The sequence below is a fragment of the Actinomycetota bacterium genome (assembly GCA_005774595.1).
Lineage (GTDB): Bacteria > Actinomycetota > Coriobacteriia > Anaerosomatales > D1FN1-002 > D1FN1-002.
This window is the reverse complement of sequence record VAUM01000018.1, coordinates 1-13,863: the sequence shown is the minus strand read 5'-3', so window position 1 is coordinate 13,863 and position 13,863 is coordinate 1. Positions and strand designations below refer to the sequence as shown.

Sequence of the window (13,863 nt, the reverse complement as noted above, 5' to 3'; positions counted from 1 at the left end):
CCTCGCGCCCGCTGTCACAGCGCCGTGTACCATGGGCGCATGAGCGCCAAGCAGCCATCGCCGGCCGTTCGTGTCGTCTTCCTCGGCTCGGGCTCGTCGGGCAACGCCACCGCCATCGCGTGGCCCGGTGGTGCAGTGCTGATCGACTGCGGGTTCTCGGCGTCCGACACGGAGCGCAGGCTGCAGCACGCGGGCATCGAGCCCTCCTCGGTCCTGGCACTGCTCGTGACCCACGAGCACATCGATCACGTGCGGGGCGTCGACGTGTTCGCGCGGCGTCACGGCGTGCCGGTCTACGCGAGCGCCGGCACCATCCGCTCGGATCGCCTCGGCACCGCGCTCCCAGAGCTCGTGCGCGTGCGCGCGGGCGAGCCGTTCCGAGTGGACGGAGCGAGCGTGCTGCCGGTGCGCGTCTCTCACGACGCGGCCGAGCCGCTCTGCTTCGTGCTCGAGGCCCCCGGCGGCACGCGGGTCGGGATCGCCACCGACACGGGGACGCTCACGTCCGAGTGTGCCGAGGCGCTGGCCGGCTGCCGGATCATCGGGATCGAGTGCAACCACGACCTCGACATGCTTCGGACAGGTCGGTACCCGGCGTTCCTGAAGAGCCGGATCCTGTCGGACCACGGGCACCTGTCCAATCCGGACGCCGCCCGCGCATTGGAGGCCGTCGCCTCCGACGTGACCGAGCACGTCGTGGGGCTGCACCTGTCGAGCGAGAACAACACGGCCGAGCTGGCGCGCCGCGCGCTCGCCGCCGCCGCCCGATCGCTCGGGCTGACCGCGACGGTGGCCGCGCTCGCCCAGGGCGCACGGCCGCTCGCCGTGCAGGCCGGCGGTGCGGGGCCGCGCTAGCAGGGCCGTGCAGGGCCCGACGCGAGTGGGGCCGTCCACCTCGCGTGCTACACTCGTCGCGCTCCCGTCCGGGTCTGTGGTTGCGGGCGGCGCAAGCCGCCTCAGTCCAAGGTAGGCGCGGCCAAAAGGACCCACGTAAACGCTTGGGCCAAGCCCTCGCGTGAGCATGGCGCGCCTTAGGGGTAAGTCGTACCGTCCGCCTCGCGCGGGCGAGAGGGCCGGTAGTGAGATGACATCAAGCGGAAGCCCCGGTACGCGAGTGTGGGGCCAAAGACCAGGTCAGCCGGGCGGGGGCACGCACGGCCACGGCGCTTGATGGCGCCACCGAAGAGGGGAGCACGATGCGCCGCACCACCGCGAGCCGCACCACGGTCATGCTCGGCCTAGCCATCCTCGCCGTGGCGCTGCTCGCGGCCGCGGCGTGCTCGCCCAAGCCCGAGGCCAAGCTCACGCCGAAGGTCGCCCCGCCCGTGATCGGGCAGCCCGGCGTGCTGCGCGCCGGCGTCGACCTCGGCTACCCGCCGTTCGGCGGGACCGACAAGGGGGTCAACGCCGGCCTCGACGTCGACGTCGCGGCGGCGCTCGCCGAGCGGCTCGGCCTCACGCTGCAACTCGTCTCCGTGACGCCGTCCGATGCCGTCGCCGCGCTGACCTCGGGCACGGTCGACGTCGTCATCGCCGCGCTGCCGGTCGACGGGCCGCTGCTCGCGGACGTGACCTTCGCCGGTTCGTACGTCAGCGACGGTCCGTGCTTCTTCACGGCGGACGAGTCGGCGCCCGGCACGGCCTCGGCCGCCACGTCCGTGGCCCCGGCGGCCGTCGAGACGCTGTCGATCGACGCCCTCGGCGAGCGCGCGGTCGGCGTGCAGAGCGAGACCGCGTCGTACTGGCTGCTCGAGGACGAGCTCGGCCCCGGCGTCGCCATCGTCTTCCCGACGCTGCGCGAGGCGCTGCAGGCGCTCTCGGAGCACCAGCTCGCGGTCGTCGTCGCCGACGGCCTGACCGCGAGCTACATCGCCCGCGACTTCCCGAACGTCCGCTACGCGGGCCAGGCCGCCTCGGCCAAACCGCTGGGCGTCGCGGTCGCCAAGGACGCCACCGGGCTCGAGGAGGCGGTCCGTGAGGCGCTCGACGGACTCGCCGCCGACGGCGTGCTCGACCAGCTCCGCAGCAAGTGGTCGACCCCGCTGCCCGAACTCGAGGTCGAGCGTACCGAGCCGTAGCGCCCGGCCGGCGCCCCGCGCCTCCGCCGCCCACCGACCTGGCGCGACCGCTTCTCCCGGCGGCTCCCTGTTGCGGTATCGTGTAGCACGGCTCCACCCGGGGCGGCGCTCGCCCCGATCCCGTGAAGGCCCGCTCAGCTAGGAGGCATGATGCGCAACGCCAGGAAGGTGTTCCTGCTCGTGCTCGTGGTCGCGATGGCGCTCTCGGTGCTCGCCGCGACCGGCTGCAAGCCCAAGAAGGGCATGCTCGTCGAGGAGGGCAAGCTCACGGTCGGCTCCGACCTCGACTTCCCGCCGATGGAGCAGCTCGGCGCCGACGGCACCACGCCCGAGGGCTTCGACGTCGACCTCATGACGGCCATCGCCAAGCAGATGGGCCTCGAGGTCAGCTACCTGCCGCCGCAGAAGTTCGACACCCTGCTCGCCGAGGTCAATGCCAAGAAGTTCGACGTCGTGGCCTCGTCGCTGACCATCAACGAGGAGCGCAAGAAGGAGATCCTGTTCTCGGATCCCTACTTCGACTCCAACCAGTCGATGGCGATGCGCACCGGCGAGGACTACACCAAGCCCGAGGACCTGAAGGGCAAGAAGGTCGGCGTGCAGTCCGGCACCACCGGTGAGGCGTGGGCGACCGAGAACCTCAAGCCCGCTGGCGCCGAGATCGTGCCGTTCTCCAAGACGAGCGAGGCGTTCGCCGCCCTAGAGGCCAAGAACGTCGACGCGGTCGTCAACGACCTGCCGGTCACGGCGCAGATCGTCAAGGAGAAGGGCGGCGCGTTCGCCGTCGTCGAGGAGATCCCGACCGGCGAGCAGTACGGCTTCGCCGTTGCGATCGAGAACGCCGAGCTGCAGGCCGCCATCAACAAGGCGCTGGCCGACCTCATGGCGTCCGGCGAGTACCAGACGATCTACGACAAGTGGTTCTCGACGACGCCGTAGGCGCGGTCCGCACGATCGAATGAACGGGCTGGGGCCCCTGTCCTGCGGATGGGGGCCCCCGTTGCTCAAGACAGGGAGCGCATGGCGCACGCGGTGACACGGCAGGGGATCGCGAGGGGGGCACGCGCCGCGGCTGTCGCGCTGTCGCTCGCGCTCGCATGCGCGCTTGCCGCGCCCGCCGCCGCCGCGACGCTTCCTGCCGGCTCGGCGTTCTCGCGCACCCAGGTCACACTCTCGGAGACCAGCGGCGGCGCCCAGTCGCGCTTCACCTTCATCGCAGGGACCGTCGCCGAGGTCGACGAGATCGACCTGACGTTCCCGGGCGGGTTCGACCTAGGCGCCGCGAAGGCGGACGCGGTGATGCTCGAGGGGCTCAACCGCGTCCCGGTGACGATGACGCACACCATCGACGGGCAGATGGTGCGACTCGCGTTCGACCCGCCGGTCGCCGCCGGAGCCACCCTGCGCGTCCAGGTCCACGAGGTGAAGCTGCCGTCACAGGGCGGCACCCACGCGCTGCAGGTCGCGTACCGCGCCGCCGGCATGCCGGGCACGGTCCCGCCGCTCGGGTTCAAGACCGAGACGGTCACCACCGCGCAGATCGTCAGCCGCTGGCTCGACACCCAGGACTGGGTGCGCGCCTGGAACTCCGTCGACGCGCTCAAGCTGTTCACGAAGCCGCAGATCGTCGCACTCGCGATCCCGCTCCTGTTCACCGGCTGGCTCACCTCGATCGCGCTCGTCGGCCTCGCGTTCCCGCTCGCGATCGCCGGCGGCCTCGCACTCGCGTTCGCGCGCATGGCGAAGATCCCGCCCGTGCGCTGGATCGCCGGCCTGTACATCAACGTCATCCGGGGCACGCCGCTGTTCCTGCAGATCTACATCGCGTTCGTCGGTCTGCCGATCGCAGGCATCCGGGCGCCGCTGTTCCTCACCGGCGTCATCGTGCTTGCGCTCAACAGCTCGGCGTACCTCGCCGAGATCTTCCGCGCCGGCATCCAGTCGATCCATCGCGGGCAGTTCGAGGCCGCATCGTCGCTCGGCATGACGTACTGGCAGGCGATGCGGCATGTGGTCGTGCCGCAGACCGTGAAGCGCGTCCTGCCGACGATGACCTCGGAGTTCATCCTGCTGTTCAAGGACACCGCGCTGCTGTCGGCGGTCGGGATCTTCGAGCTGATGCTGTACAGCAACAGCATCGCCACCGACACCGGTAACCTCACGCCGTTCGTGGTGGCCGCGGTCTACTACCTCATCGTGACGATCCCGCTCATCAACTGGGTCGGGAAGCTGGAGGCCAAGCTCGCGCAGGCCGAGGGCGGCGCCGCGCCGCCCTCCGTCAAGAAGCGCGCGGGGCTGTTCTGGCGTCCCGCGTCAGCGGGGCCGGTCGCGGAGTTCGAGGCGTCGGCGGAGGTGCACGAGTCCAGGTGAGTGAGCCGGTCGTCCGCATCAAGGGCCTGAAGAAGGCGTTCGGTGACAACGCGGTCCTGCGCGAGGTCGACCTGGAGGTCGAACGCGGCGAGGTCGTCGTCATCCTCGGGCCGTCAGGCTCGGGCAAGTCGACGATGCTGCGCTGCGTCAACCGCCTCGAGGAGCCGACCGGAGGCGAGATCTGGTTCGAGGACACGCTCGTGAACGATCCGAAGACGAACATCAATCAGGTGCGCGAGAAGATCGGCATGGTGTTCCAGAGCTTCAATCTCTTCCCGCATCTGACCGCGCTCGGCAACGTGATGCTGGCCCAGCGCAAGGTGCTCAAGCGCTCCAAGGAGGAGGCGGCGCGCGTCGCCGTCGAGCAGCTCACGCGCGTCGGGCTCGCCGACCGCGTCGACTACTACCCGGCCCAGCTGTCCGGCGGGCAGCAGCAGCGCGTGGCAATCGCGCGCGCTCTCGCGATGGACCCGCACGTGATGCTCTTCGACGAGGTGACCTCGGCGCTCGACCCGGAGCTCGTGCGTGGCGTCCTCGACGTCATGAAGCAGCTCGCGGGCGCCGGGATGACGATGATGGTCGTCACCCACGAGATGGGGTTCGCGCGCGACGTCGCCGACCGCGTCGTGTTCATGGACGGCGGCGTCATCGTGGAGCAGGGGCCTCCCGAGGCGGTCTTCGACTCGCCACAGCACGAGCGGACGAAGGACTTTCTCGGGCATATCACGTAGTCGTCCTGCGGAGGCTGACCGCGGAAGGCGTTGTCACGGCCCGCAGGCGAGGCAGGACCGTCCCGCATCCGCGCCCGGCGGCCGTTGTGCGCCTTCCGCGCTCACCGCGTGCGCGCTCGTCGCCGGACATGCACCGCAGCCGCGCCACTCGGGTATCTTCTGAAGTGACCGGAAACCGACTGAGGAGGACCGCGATGGACATGGTCGTCAAGGGCCGCCGGTTCGACGTCACGCCTTCCATCCGCCAGTACGCCGAGGACAAGATCGGGCGCGTCACCAAGCTGCTCGACACGATGATCATGGGTATCGAGGTCGAGCTGTTCACCGAGCGCAACCCTGCGATCGAGAACCGGTCGGTCGCCGAGGTCACCGTGCGCACGAAGGGCCACTTCATCCGCGCGCGCGAGGCGGCGTCCGACATGCACTCGGCGATCGACCTGGTCGCCGACAAGCTCGAGCGCCAGGCGCGCAAGCTCAAAGGCAAGGTCGTCGACCGGCACGCCGGGCGGGGGAGCAAGGCGCCTATGCCGGCGCTCGCCGAGCCGGGCGAGCTGGCTGCCGCGGAGCCCGGCATCGTGAAGACGAAGAAGGTCGAGGTCGCCCCGATGAGCGCTGAGGAGGCCATCCTGCAGCTCGAGCTGCTGGGGCACGACTTCTTCCTGTTCGCCGACGAGTCCAGCGGCGACGTGGTCGTGCTCTACCGGCGCCGCGACGGGGACTACGGCCTGCTGCAGCCGGTGAACGCGTAGTCGACAGCGAAGGCCCGCGCGAGCGGAGACCAGCTGAGCGGCACGCCCCGCGAAGCGAGCGGGGAAGCGAAAGCGAGGCGGCCGGGGCTGTGGAGGCTCCGGCCGCCGTTCGTTTCAGGCTCGTTCAGGGTTCAGACGCCCAGATTGACACCCCCGCGTCGCGTTCCATACACTCACCGAAAGTGTGACGGGCGTCACACTTCCCGGCAGAGGGGCCGGACGTGGAACCAGACGCAGCTCCAGTCGCAGTAATGGACATAGAAGAGGCACTCTGCGAGGTCGCGGGGGTCAAGGCCGCGCGCGTCGTCACCTCCTCGGATCACGTGATCACCGAGGTGCACGTGCTGGCCCTGCCCACCAAGTCCCCCAAGCAGGTCGTGCGCGACATCGAGTCGGCCGTGATGGCCCGGTTCGGCATCCCGCTCGACCATCGCAAGATCTCGATCGCGCTGCTCGCGGACACCTCTCTGCCCGAAGAGGAGGTGCATCCTGCCGAGGGGCAGAGGGCCCGCATCCACGCCATCCAGCAGAACGTCGAGGACCTGATCGCGTCGGCGAATGTGGTGCTCGAGCTGGAGGGGGAGCTCTACGAAGGCAGCGCGTCGGGACCGGCCACGCAGACGGGGCGCATGCGCATCGTCGCCGAGGCCACGCTGGAAGCGATCGTCGCGTACACGCACGGACTGATCCGCTTCGCGCTCGAGGACGTCGACATGGTCAAGCTCGGGCGCGAGCGCGCGGCGGTATCGTGCGTGCAGTTGATGTCGCAACTCGGCGAGCAGGCGTTCTGTGGCTCGGCGCTCGTGCGCCAGAGCGAGCAGGACTCGATCGTGCGAGCCACCCTCGACGCCATCAACCGGCGTCTCACGTTCTTGAAAACGTCATAGGTTTGGGCCGGCGCCTTGAATCCCGCAACACCGGACACTGTCAGCCATCGATCGAGCGGAGCGGACAGCGTTCTTCCGTCGCTAGCGGGATGGGAGAAGACCTTGAAGCACCATGACAGGGGGTCTTCTCACAATGAAGCGCATCGTGTTTCTGCTCGGTTCGCTCGCCGCGGTTCTGCTCAGCGCGGGCGCGGGTTACCGCATCTAGGGCGACCCAAGGCACTGGCCGATTTCACGGGGGCGGAGGAGTGCCATGACGACTGATGGCACCCCCCGCCCCTTCCGCGTGTTTGCCGCGACGGTGGTACTGCTCGGCGCGGTGCTCACAGCGGCTTCTTGGGCTGCGAGGCCGCTCGGTGACTTGCGGGTGTTTGTGCTGCTGTGCATGGTATCCGTCCTATCCGAGTCCCTCGCGGTCGAGTTGCCTGCCGGAGGTAGCACATCCATCTCGCTTCCGGTGTGGGTCGCCGCCGCGATACTGCTGGGACCTACCGGTGCCGCAATGGTCGCTGCATCATCCGCGTTGAACTACCAGGACATCGCGCGCCGGCGTTCACCGTGGATCTTCGCGGCGAATCTTGGCCTGCTCAGCACGTCGCTTGGCTGCGCCTCCTGGGCGTACGAACTGCTCGGAAGCCTCGCACCAGCCGCGCAGGCAGGCGTGCACGGTTGGACTGCGACTCCTGCAGCGCGCCTGATCGTGCTGGTGACAACGGCGCTCCTGCTCAACGTGTCGCTGTCTTCCGTAGGCGTGTCGTTGCTACTCTCTGTACCTCTCGCACGCGTGTGGAGGAGCAACGTCTCGTGGACTCTGGGCGCGCAGGCTGCGCTCGCGATGCTTGGATGGCCGCTCGCCAGGGTGCTGGCGCTCACGCCGCTGGCCCTAGCGCTCTTCCTCTTCCCGCTCATGGTTGCTCGCCAGCTCTACCAGCGCTATGTCGGGCTCAGGGACGCGTATCTCGACACCGTGCGCTCGCTCGTTGCGGCCATCGAGGCCAAAGACCCGTACACGCGCGGACACTCGGAGCGAGTCGCGACGCACGCGGTCGCTCTCGGTCGTGCCGCAGGCATGCCGGAGCGTCTGGTCGAGCGACTGGAGTTCGCTGCGCTGTTGCACGACCTAGGCAAGGTCGGGATCCGTTCGAGCATCTTGGGCAAGGCGGCACAACTCGATCCTTGGGAGGTCCGGGAGATCCGCCACCATCCCGAGATCGGCGCGAGGATCCTCGAGCAGGTGCCGTATCTCGCCGACATCGTGCCTGGAGTGCTTGCGCATCACGAACGCTACGATGGCGGCGGGTACTCGACCGGGCTGATTGGGGATGCCGTGCCGCTCGAGGCCCGTATCTTGGCAGTGGCGGACTCGTACGATGCCATGACGACCGAGCGCCCGTACCGCGCTGCGCTTGAAGTGAATGCGGCGACCGCTGAGCTCAGGCTCGGCGCCGGCGGCCAGTTCGATCCGCGGCTGGTCGGCTTCTTCCTTCCGCTCGTCGGTGACCACGAGCCGTTCCGTCAGCCCGTCGCTGGCAGGCCGGCTGTGAGCGGAGCGGTGGTGGACAACGATGCCTAGGCTCGGGCGGTCATTCCTAGCGGCCGAGCTCGTAGGCGCGTTGGTGATGGTCGTGCTTGCGGCGGGGACCGGGACGGTTCGAGTCACAATCCTCGACGTTGCGTTCATCGGCGCCGCGTTGCTCCTGCTGAGCGTGTTCGACGTGTGGCTGCCGCACGGCGACAGCGCAGACATCGCGCAGGCGCTCGCAATCGGAGCGGTGTTCATCATTGGCGCAGTGCCCGCCATGGGCATGGCGTGCCTCGCGCGGGTCATAGCTCACATCTTCCGTCATCGCCTTGACCGTTCGGATCAGTTGCTCCACCTGCTGAGCCGGCGGATCATCGGCCTCGGTGTAGCTGGGCTCGCGTATGCGTGGCTAGTGGCATGGGAGCCGATCCGTGGCCCGAGCACGGCCGCGTACATCCTTGCCGCCAGCGCCGCGGTGCTGACCGACGCGGTACTCCTCCAGGCGTACACCGCCTCACGACATCACCAGTCGATGGCGCGGCTCTTCGCCGGCGGCCTGCGGCTGCAGGGTCTCATGTGGGGCGCCTACGTGTCCGTCTCCGCCCTGACCGCGATCCTCTTCCCGGACATGGGCGCGTGGGGACTGCTGCTGATGTCCGGTCTGCTCATAGTGATGCGGCAGTCCTTCTCGCTGCTGCTCGACATCCGGGGCGCATACCAGGCGACGATGGCCGCACTTGCCGCCGCGGTCGAGGCGCACGATCCGCGCAGGCAGGGTCACGCCGACCGGGTGGCGGCGCTCGCACGCGCGATCGGGATCGAGCTCGGGTTGCACGGACGTGACCTTGAGCGGCTGGGCTACGCGGCGCTGCTGCACGACGTCGATCTCATCGGGACGGCTGAGGGCGAGGAGGTCGTGCCGGGCACGCGCCCATCCGAGCTGCTCGCGGACGTCAAGTTCCTCGCCGACGTATTGCCTGTGCTCGCGATGTGCGACGGCGCGGGCCGGAGCGAGGATGCGGCGGAGCGCGACCGTCTACTCGCGTACATCGTGTGCCGCGCAAGCAACTTGGATGACCTCATCAAGCATGAGACCGCTGCGGTGCGCATCTACTCGCAGGACGCCATGGGCGCGATCCTGTCAACGAACGAGCGGGAGCCGGTCGAGCGTGCCGTCTGGCGGTTGCTCGCTCCGGGCGCGAGGCTCAGCGCATGATCCTGCTGATCTCGCTCGTCGCAGGCGTGCTCGCCGGCTGGCTGCTCCGTGGGCGGGTGCGGAACCTCGTGGGCTTGCGGCTGCGCGGCGAGGGGCCGCTCGCAGCCATCGTGCTTGCGACCGCGCTCATCCCCCGGGTGTTCGAGTATGCCGGGACCCGCTGGCACGATGCGCTGCTCATAGTGTGGGCCGTGATGATGGCGGTCGTGCTGTGGCTCTGCTGGCTGAATGTGCGGGTGCCAGGTGCGGTACTGCTCGGAGCGGGGCTGCTGGCGAACACCGTCGTGATCGTGCTGAACGGCGGGATGCCGGTGGCCGAGCAGGCGGTGATACGGGCGGGTGGCGGCGGCGAGGCGTTGAGCAAGCTCGCAGGCGCGGCGTTCCACGTTCCGGCCGATGGCGCACGGCTGTGGTGGCTCGGGGACGTGGTGCCGCTCTCGGGGCTGCGCGCGGTATTGAGTCCCGGAGACCTTGCGATGGGTGCCGGAGTGGCGGTGCTGGTCGCGTGGGGGATGAGGCAGGGGGAACGGGGACATCTTGAAGCAGCGCACCGGTAGGTCTACTGTTCGACGGGCCTGCCACCCCTCAGGAGTTCTCCCGGCAGGGAGGTGCTTGTGAGCGCGCGCAAGCGGGCGGATTCAGTCTCGGGAGTTCCCAACTTCGGCGCGACCGTCAGGCGTGACCGGCTGCTGAAGATGGTGTCGTCGCTGGGGGTCGACCTGCTGCTACTGTCGGCGCCTTCCGGGTACGGGAAGAGCGTGCTCGCCGCCCAGATTGCGACCGAACTGTTCGACGAGGCGATCTGGATTTCGGCGACGGAACTGCCGCCGACCCCCAAGGCGCTGTACGCGGTGGTCGCGAGGCGTCTGGGCGCTGACGTGGTCGAACTGCAGGGTGAAGGAACAGCGACCTCAGCGTGCAGCGAGGACGAGCTGATCACCCTGGTCGGCAACGCGGTTCGAGGCGCGCGGAGGGGCTCACTGTGCGTCGTCGTCGATGACACATCGCTTCCGTGTCGTGCGGATCTGCAGCGACTCGCTGCGGCGCTGCGCCGCCCAGCGCCAGAGCGGGTGCTGTTGGTCGTCACGTCCAGGATGATGGGAGACGATTCCGCGGCTGCGTCGTGCTGTCGGCTCGGACCTGCTGACCTGCGTTTCGGGGTCAGAGAAGCAGCAGCCCTGCTCGTGGCGCTCGACTGCGAGGCACCACCCTCCGGGGTCATCGAACCACTGGTGAGCGCGACGGGCGGGCAACCCGCGCTACTCGCAGTCGTTGCTCGGCACACTCACCAGCATGACTGGCGCGGCTCGCCGACCATTCCGAACTGCGACGACGTGCGTCTGCTGCTCATTCGACTCGGCACGCAGGGCATGGATGCACTGGAGCGAGAGGCGCTCCACGTTGCCGCGCTGATGGGGAGCGGGCTGTGTGCAGATGTGGCCGAGATGGTCGGCCATGAATCCAGACACGTGCTAGCGAGCGTGGGCGAGCGCGTGCCGCTGCTGCACGTCGAGCCTGCGCACGTCGGCGGCACATTCTCCGTCCATGACCTAGCTCAAGAGGTGTACGCGTCCCGGGCATACGTCCGCGAGGCACGCATCACTCGCGCCTTCGACGAGCAGGTCGTCAGTCGCCTGGTGATGCGAGGGCGTCATGCGCGAGCGCTGGAGCTCATGACGAAGCGGGAATCGACAGCACCCATCGCTGCATTCGTCGCTGCCCATGGATCACGGCTGATAGCGGAGGGACACGGTGCAACAGTTGCCTCGGTCCTCGACATCCTCGGTCCGTCTGAAGCGATGCAAACGCGCGTGCTTCTCGTGGCTGCGCAAGTGGACGAGGAGAAGCAGCAACTGGAGTCGACGCTGAGGAAGGCGATGGCGGCACATCGCCTCGCCGCGGAAGAGGGCGATGTGCAGACCGCGGATGAGGCGCTCCTGCTCTGCGCGAGGATGCAGGTCAATCGCGGTCACTTTGGCGAGGCGGCCGCGTTGCTGGAGAGGTTGTTCGCGAGCGGAGAATCTGGACTTCAGGTGAACACTTGGGCGCTGACCTTGGGGGTCGGTGCAGTCGCTGCTGCGTTGGTCGGAAATCCCGAAACTGCAGCGCAGCGCGTGCGTGACGCGAGGCAGCAGCTGGCGGTATCGCAGTGCGCCACTTCGGAGATCGGTGCGAGATTCGCCAACCTAGTGGCATTCAGTCTGGTGGCGGGCACTGGCGATTTCGCATCGGCGATACGGGTTCTCAAGAGCGCACTCTCGTCCGTTCCGACGTCCGCAAGCACTCGTGAGTACCTGCGCGGCAACCTCGCGACATGCCTCATGGAGGTGGGGCGGATGAACGAGTCGAGACGAGTGTACGAGGCAATCGCCGAGCAGTGCCGGCGCGATTGCGGGCAAACACCATCACCGACATTCTGGAGTGCCGAGGCGGTGCTGCTGTTCGACGAAGGCAAGTCTCAAGAGGCGCTGGCTCTCGCGGCAAGGTCACTCGATGAGTGCGCGCGGCTTGGCGACCGCGCGAGCGTATGCGACAACCAGATGTGCACAACGGTGCTCCAGATGGCTGTGGGTGACCACGATTCGGCGCTGGCCCACGCGGAAGAGTCCTTCGAGCAGGCCGTCGAGCTCGGCATTCCCGTGCTCGCAGAGCGTGCCTCCGCCCTCATGCGCGCGGCCCTTCTCGCGATGGGCGACGTCGACGCGGCTCGCCACGTCGTCTCCGCCGGGCGCTGGGCGCGCGAGCACGGCGCCTCGCACGTCGCGCTCATCGCCGACCTCGTCCTCGCGGAGATCGCCCGCATCGAGGGCGACCATGCCGCGGCCGTGGCGCATGCGCTCGCGAGCGCCGACTACCTGCTGTCCGGCAACGCAAACTGGGCCGCCTCGATGTACATCCGGACCTTCCCGAGCCTCCTCGGCGCCATCGCAGCCGCGCTCGGCTCCGAGCGTGTCCCCATCCGCATGCTGCGCCTCCTGCGCCCGGAGCACCTCGCGCTCTCGATGCCGCTTGCGCGGGAGTTCCTCACGCCGGAGCAGCTTTCGACGCTCGCGCGTCGCGCGCGATTCGATGCGCGCGCGCTGCCGGCCGCGCCGACGACGGCGCCCGGGGCGGCCGCCGGTGCGCTCCCCGCCGCCGACCACCTTCGTGTCCGTCTCCTCGGAGGGCTCGAGGTCACTACCCCGACCGGCGTCGTCTCCGAGAAGGCGTGGTGCAAGCGCAAGGCGCGGCTGCTCTTCGCGATGCTCGTGGTGCGCCGCGGCCGGGATGTCGCGCGCGAGGTCGTGTACGAGCGCCTCTGGCCCGATCTGCCCGAAGGCCGCGCGCGCAACAACTTCTACGTCACGTGGAGCGCGATGAAGGCGGCGCTCGTGCCCGGTTCGACCCGCGGCGTCGCGTTCCCGTGGTTCGAGAACGCGAGCGGGATCTGCCGCGTGAAGCCCGAGGCGGTGCGGACCGACCTCGACGAGTTCGACGAGGTACTGCTCGCGGCGCGCCACGCGGTCGATGACGGCGTCAACGCCGCTGCGTTCGAGTGCTACGAGCGCCTCGCTGACATCTACCGAGGCGAACTGCTGCCCGGCGATCTCTACGACGACTGGTTCACGGCCGTCCGGGACGACTACCGCCACCAGTTCGGCGCCGCGATGGCAGAGGCGTCCGCGCTCGCGGAGAAGCTCGATGACCCCGCGCGCGCGCTGCGGTTCGCGCGGGCCGGCCTCGCTCAGGACCCGTGGCGCGAGGACCTGTACCAGTCGGCGCTCCGTCACCAGATCGCGACCGGGCAGCGCAGCGCCGCCATCGAGACGTACTTCGCATGCCGCAGCAAGCTTGTCGAGGACCTCGGGCTGGACCCCTCCCGGGAGACCGTGAAGCTCTACGAGCAGGTGCTCGCCATGGAGGACGATGCTCCGCTGCTCTCGTGACCAGCGTCTTCCGCGCGTTTGGATTCCGGTGGGAATCCGTTAAGACGCGCTCGATAGGATGACCTTGCCGAGCCGAAAGAGGCGAAGCAGCGACCCGGAAGGTCGATCGGGTCTCCCGTCGAGGGACCGAAGCGGACGAGCGGCGACCGCGGTTCGATAGGTGAGGAGAGGGAGACTCCTGAGGGGCACCGAGGCCGAACCGGTCAACGGTGCCGCCGGCCGGACCCGAGAGGCCGACATCCGGAGCGCACGGGGCGGTGGCACGGCGCAAGCGGGCCACCGCCCCTTCACGTCCCGCTGCCCATGCTCGCCGCTGGGAGGTACACCGCATGACCGACACCGCGCCGCAGGGTGCGCCCGCGTCCAAGATGTCCCGTCGCACGA

12 protein-coding genes are annotated in these 13,863 nt (G+C 68.9%); 11 read left to right on the top strand and 1 reads right to left on the bottom strand.

Going from position 1 to position 13,863, the window contains the following annotated elements:
- Nucleotides 1-39: 39 nt before the first annotated feature.
- The 8 genes from FDZ70_01710 to FDZ70_01675 all read left to right on the top strand — a co-directional run bounded on the left by FDZ70_01710 (nucleotide 40) and on the right by FDZ70_01675 (nucleotide 8,388).
- Nucleotides 40-855, top strand: coding sequence for an MBL fold metallo-hydrolase (locus tag FDZ70_01710; GenBank protein TLM80214.1), 816 nt, complete (start codon nucleotides 40-42; stop codon nucleotides 853-855).
- A 341-nt stretch (nucleotides 856-1,196) separates the two neighbouring features.
- Nucleotides 1,197-2,078: an amino acid ABC transporter substrate-binding protein gene (locus FDZ70_01705; GenBank protein ID TLM80213.1), complete on the top strand. Its 882-nt coding sequence runs from the start codon at nucleotides 1,197-1,199 to the stop codon at nucleotides 2,076-2,078.
- Between the two features lie 147 nt (nucleotides 2,079-2,225).
- Nucleotides 2,226-3,017 carry a basic amino acid ABC transporter substrate-binding protein gene (locus FDZ70_01700; protein ID TLM80212.1) on the top strand — a complete coding sequence of 264 codons (792 nt, stop codon included), beginning with the start codon at nucleotides 2,226-2,228 and terminating at the stop codon, nucleotides 3,015-3,017.
- A gap of 48 nt (nucleotides 3,018-3,065) precedes the next feature.
- Entirely contained in the window at nucleotides 3,066-4,448 is a 1,383-nt protein-coding gene (locus tag FDZ70_01695; protein TLM80211.1) for an ABC transporter permease subunit, read from the top strand.
- A complete protein-coding gene (locus FDZ70_01690; protein TLM80210.1) occupies nucleotides 4,445-5,179 on the top strand; it encodes an amino acid ABC transporter ATP-binding protein in 735 nt (244 codons plus the stop codon). Before FDZ70_01695 ends, FDZ70_01690 begins: the two co-directional genes overlap by 4 nt.
- A gap of 128 nt (nucleotides 5,180-5,307) precedes the next feature.
- Nucleotides 5,308-5,928, top strand: coding sequence for a ribosome-associated translation inhibitor RaiA (gene raiA, locus FDZ70_01685; protein TLM80209.1), 621 nt, complete (start codon nucleotides 5,308-5,310; stop codon nucleotides 5,926-5,928).
- A 221-nt stretch (nucleotides 5,929-6,149) separates the two neighbouring features.
- Nucleotides 6,150-6,815: a hypothetical protein gene (locus tag FDZ70_01680; protein ID TLM80208.1), complete on the top strand. Its 666-nt coding sequence runs from the start codon at nucleotides 6,150-6,152 to the stop codon at nucleotides 6,813-6,815.
- 253 nt (nucleotides 6,816-7,068) lie between these two features.
- Nucleotides 7,069-8,388 (top strand): HD-GYP domain-containing protein, encoded by a 1,320-nt coding sequence (locus tag FDZ70_01675; protein TLM80207.1) that lies wholly within the window; start codon nucleotides 7,069-7,071, stop codon nucleotides 8,386-8,388.
- Between the two features lie 16 nt (nucleotides 8,389-8,404).
- Here the strand turns inward: FDZ70_01675 and FDZ70_01670 are convergent, their stop codons facing one another.
- Nucleotides 8,405-8,692, bottom strand: a complete 288-nt coding sequence (locus FDZ70_01670) for a hypothetical protein (GenBank protein ID TLM80206.1) — start codon at nucleotides 8,690-8,692, stop codon at nucleotides 8,405-8,407.
- Here FDZ70_01670 and FDZ70_01665 point away from each other — a divergent pair.
- The 3 genes from FDZ70_01665 to FDZ70_01655 are packed head-to-tail and all read left to right on the top strand — an operon-like array spanning nucleotide 8,684 to nucleotide 13,479.
- Complete coding sequence (locus FDZ70_01665) at nucleotides 8,684-9,553, top strand: hypothetical protein (protein ID TLM80205.1); 870 nt, start codon at nucleotides 8,684-8,686, stop codon at nucleotides 9,551-9,553. The two genes, FDZ70_01670 and FDZ70_01665, sit on opposite strands and share 9 nt — an antisense overlap.
- Nucleotides 9,550-10,110, top strand: a complete 561-nt coding sequence (locus FDZ70_01660) for a hypothetical protein (GenBank protein TLM80204.1) — start codon at nucleotides 9,550-9,552, stop codon at nucleotides 10,108-10,110. Before FDZ70_01665 ends, FDZ70_01660 begins: the two co-directional genes overlap by 4 nt.
- A 57-nt stretch (nucleotides 10,111-10,167) precedes the next feature.
- On the top strand, nucleotides 10,168-13,479 hold the full coding sequence (locus tag FDZ70_01655; GenBank protein TLM80203.1) for a hypothetical protein: 3,312 nt from the start codon (nucleotides 10,168-10,170) through the stop codon (nucleotides 13,477-13,479).
- Nucleotides 13,480-13,863: the final 384 nt, after the last annotated feature.

Coding starts and splice junctions, on each gene's coding strand:
- FDZ70_01710 (TLM80214.1), top strand. CDS start 40: ATGAGCGCCAAGCAGCCATCGCCGGCCGTTCGTGTCGTCTTCCTCGGC.
- FDZ70_01705 (TLM80213.1), top strand. CDS start 1,197: ATGCGCCGCACCACCGCGAGCCGCACCACGGTCATGCTCGGCCTAGCC.
- FDZ70_01700 (TLM80212.1), top strand. CDS start 2,226: ATGATGCGCAACGCCAGGAAGGTGTTCCTGCTCGTGCTCGTGGTCGCG.
- FDZ70_01695 (TLM80211.1), top strand. CDS start 3,066: ATGGGGGCCCCCGTTGCTCAAGACAGGGAGCGCATGGCGCACGCGGTG.
- raiA (TLM80209.1), top strand. CDS start 5,308: ATGCACCGCAGCCGCGCCACTCGGGTATCTTCTGAAGTGACCGGAAAC.
- FDZ70_01675 (TLM80207.1), top strand. CDS start 7,069: ATGACGACTGATGGCACCCCCCGCCCCTTCCGCGTGTTTGCCGCGACG.
- FDZ70_01660 (TLM80204.1), top strand. CDS start 9,550: ATGATCCTGCTGATCTCGCTCGTCGCAGGCGTGCTCGCCGGCTGGCTG.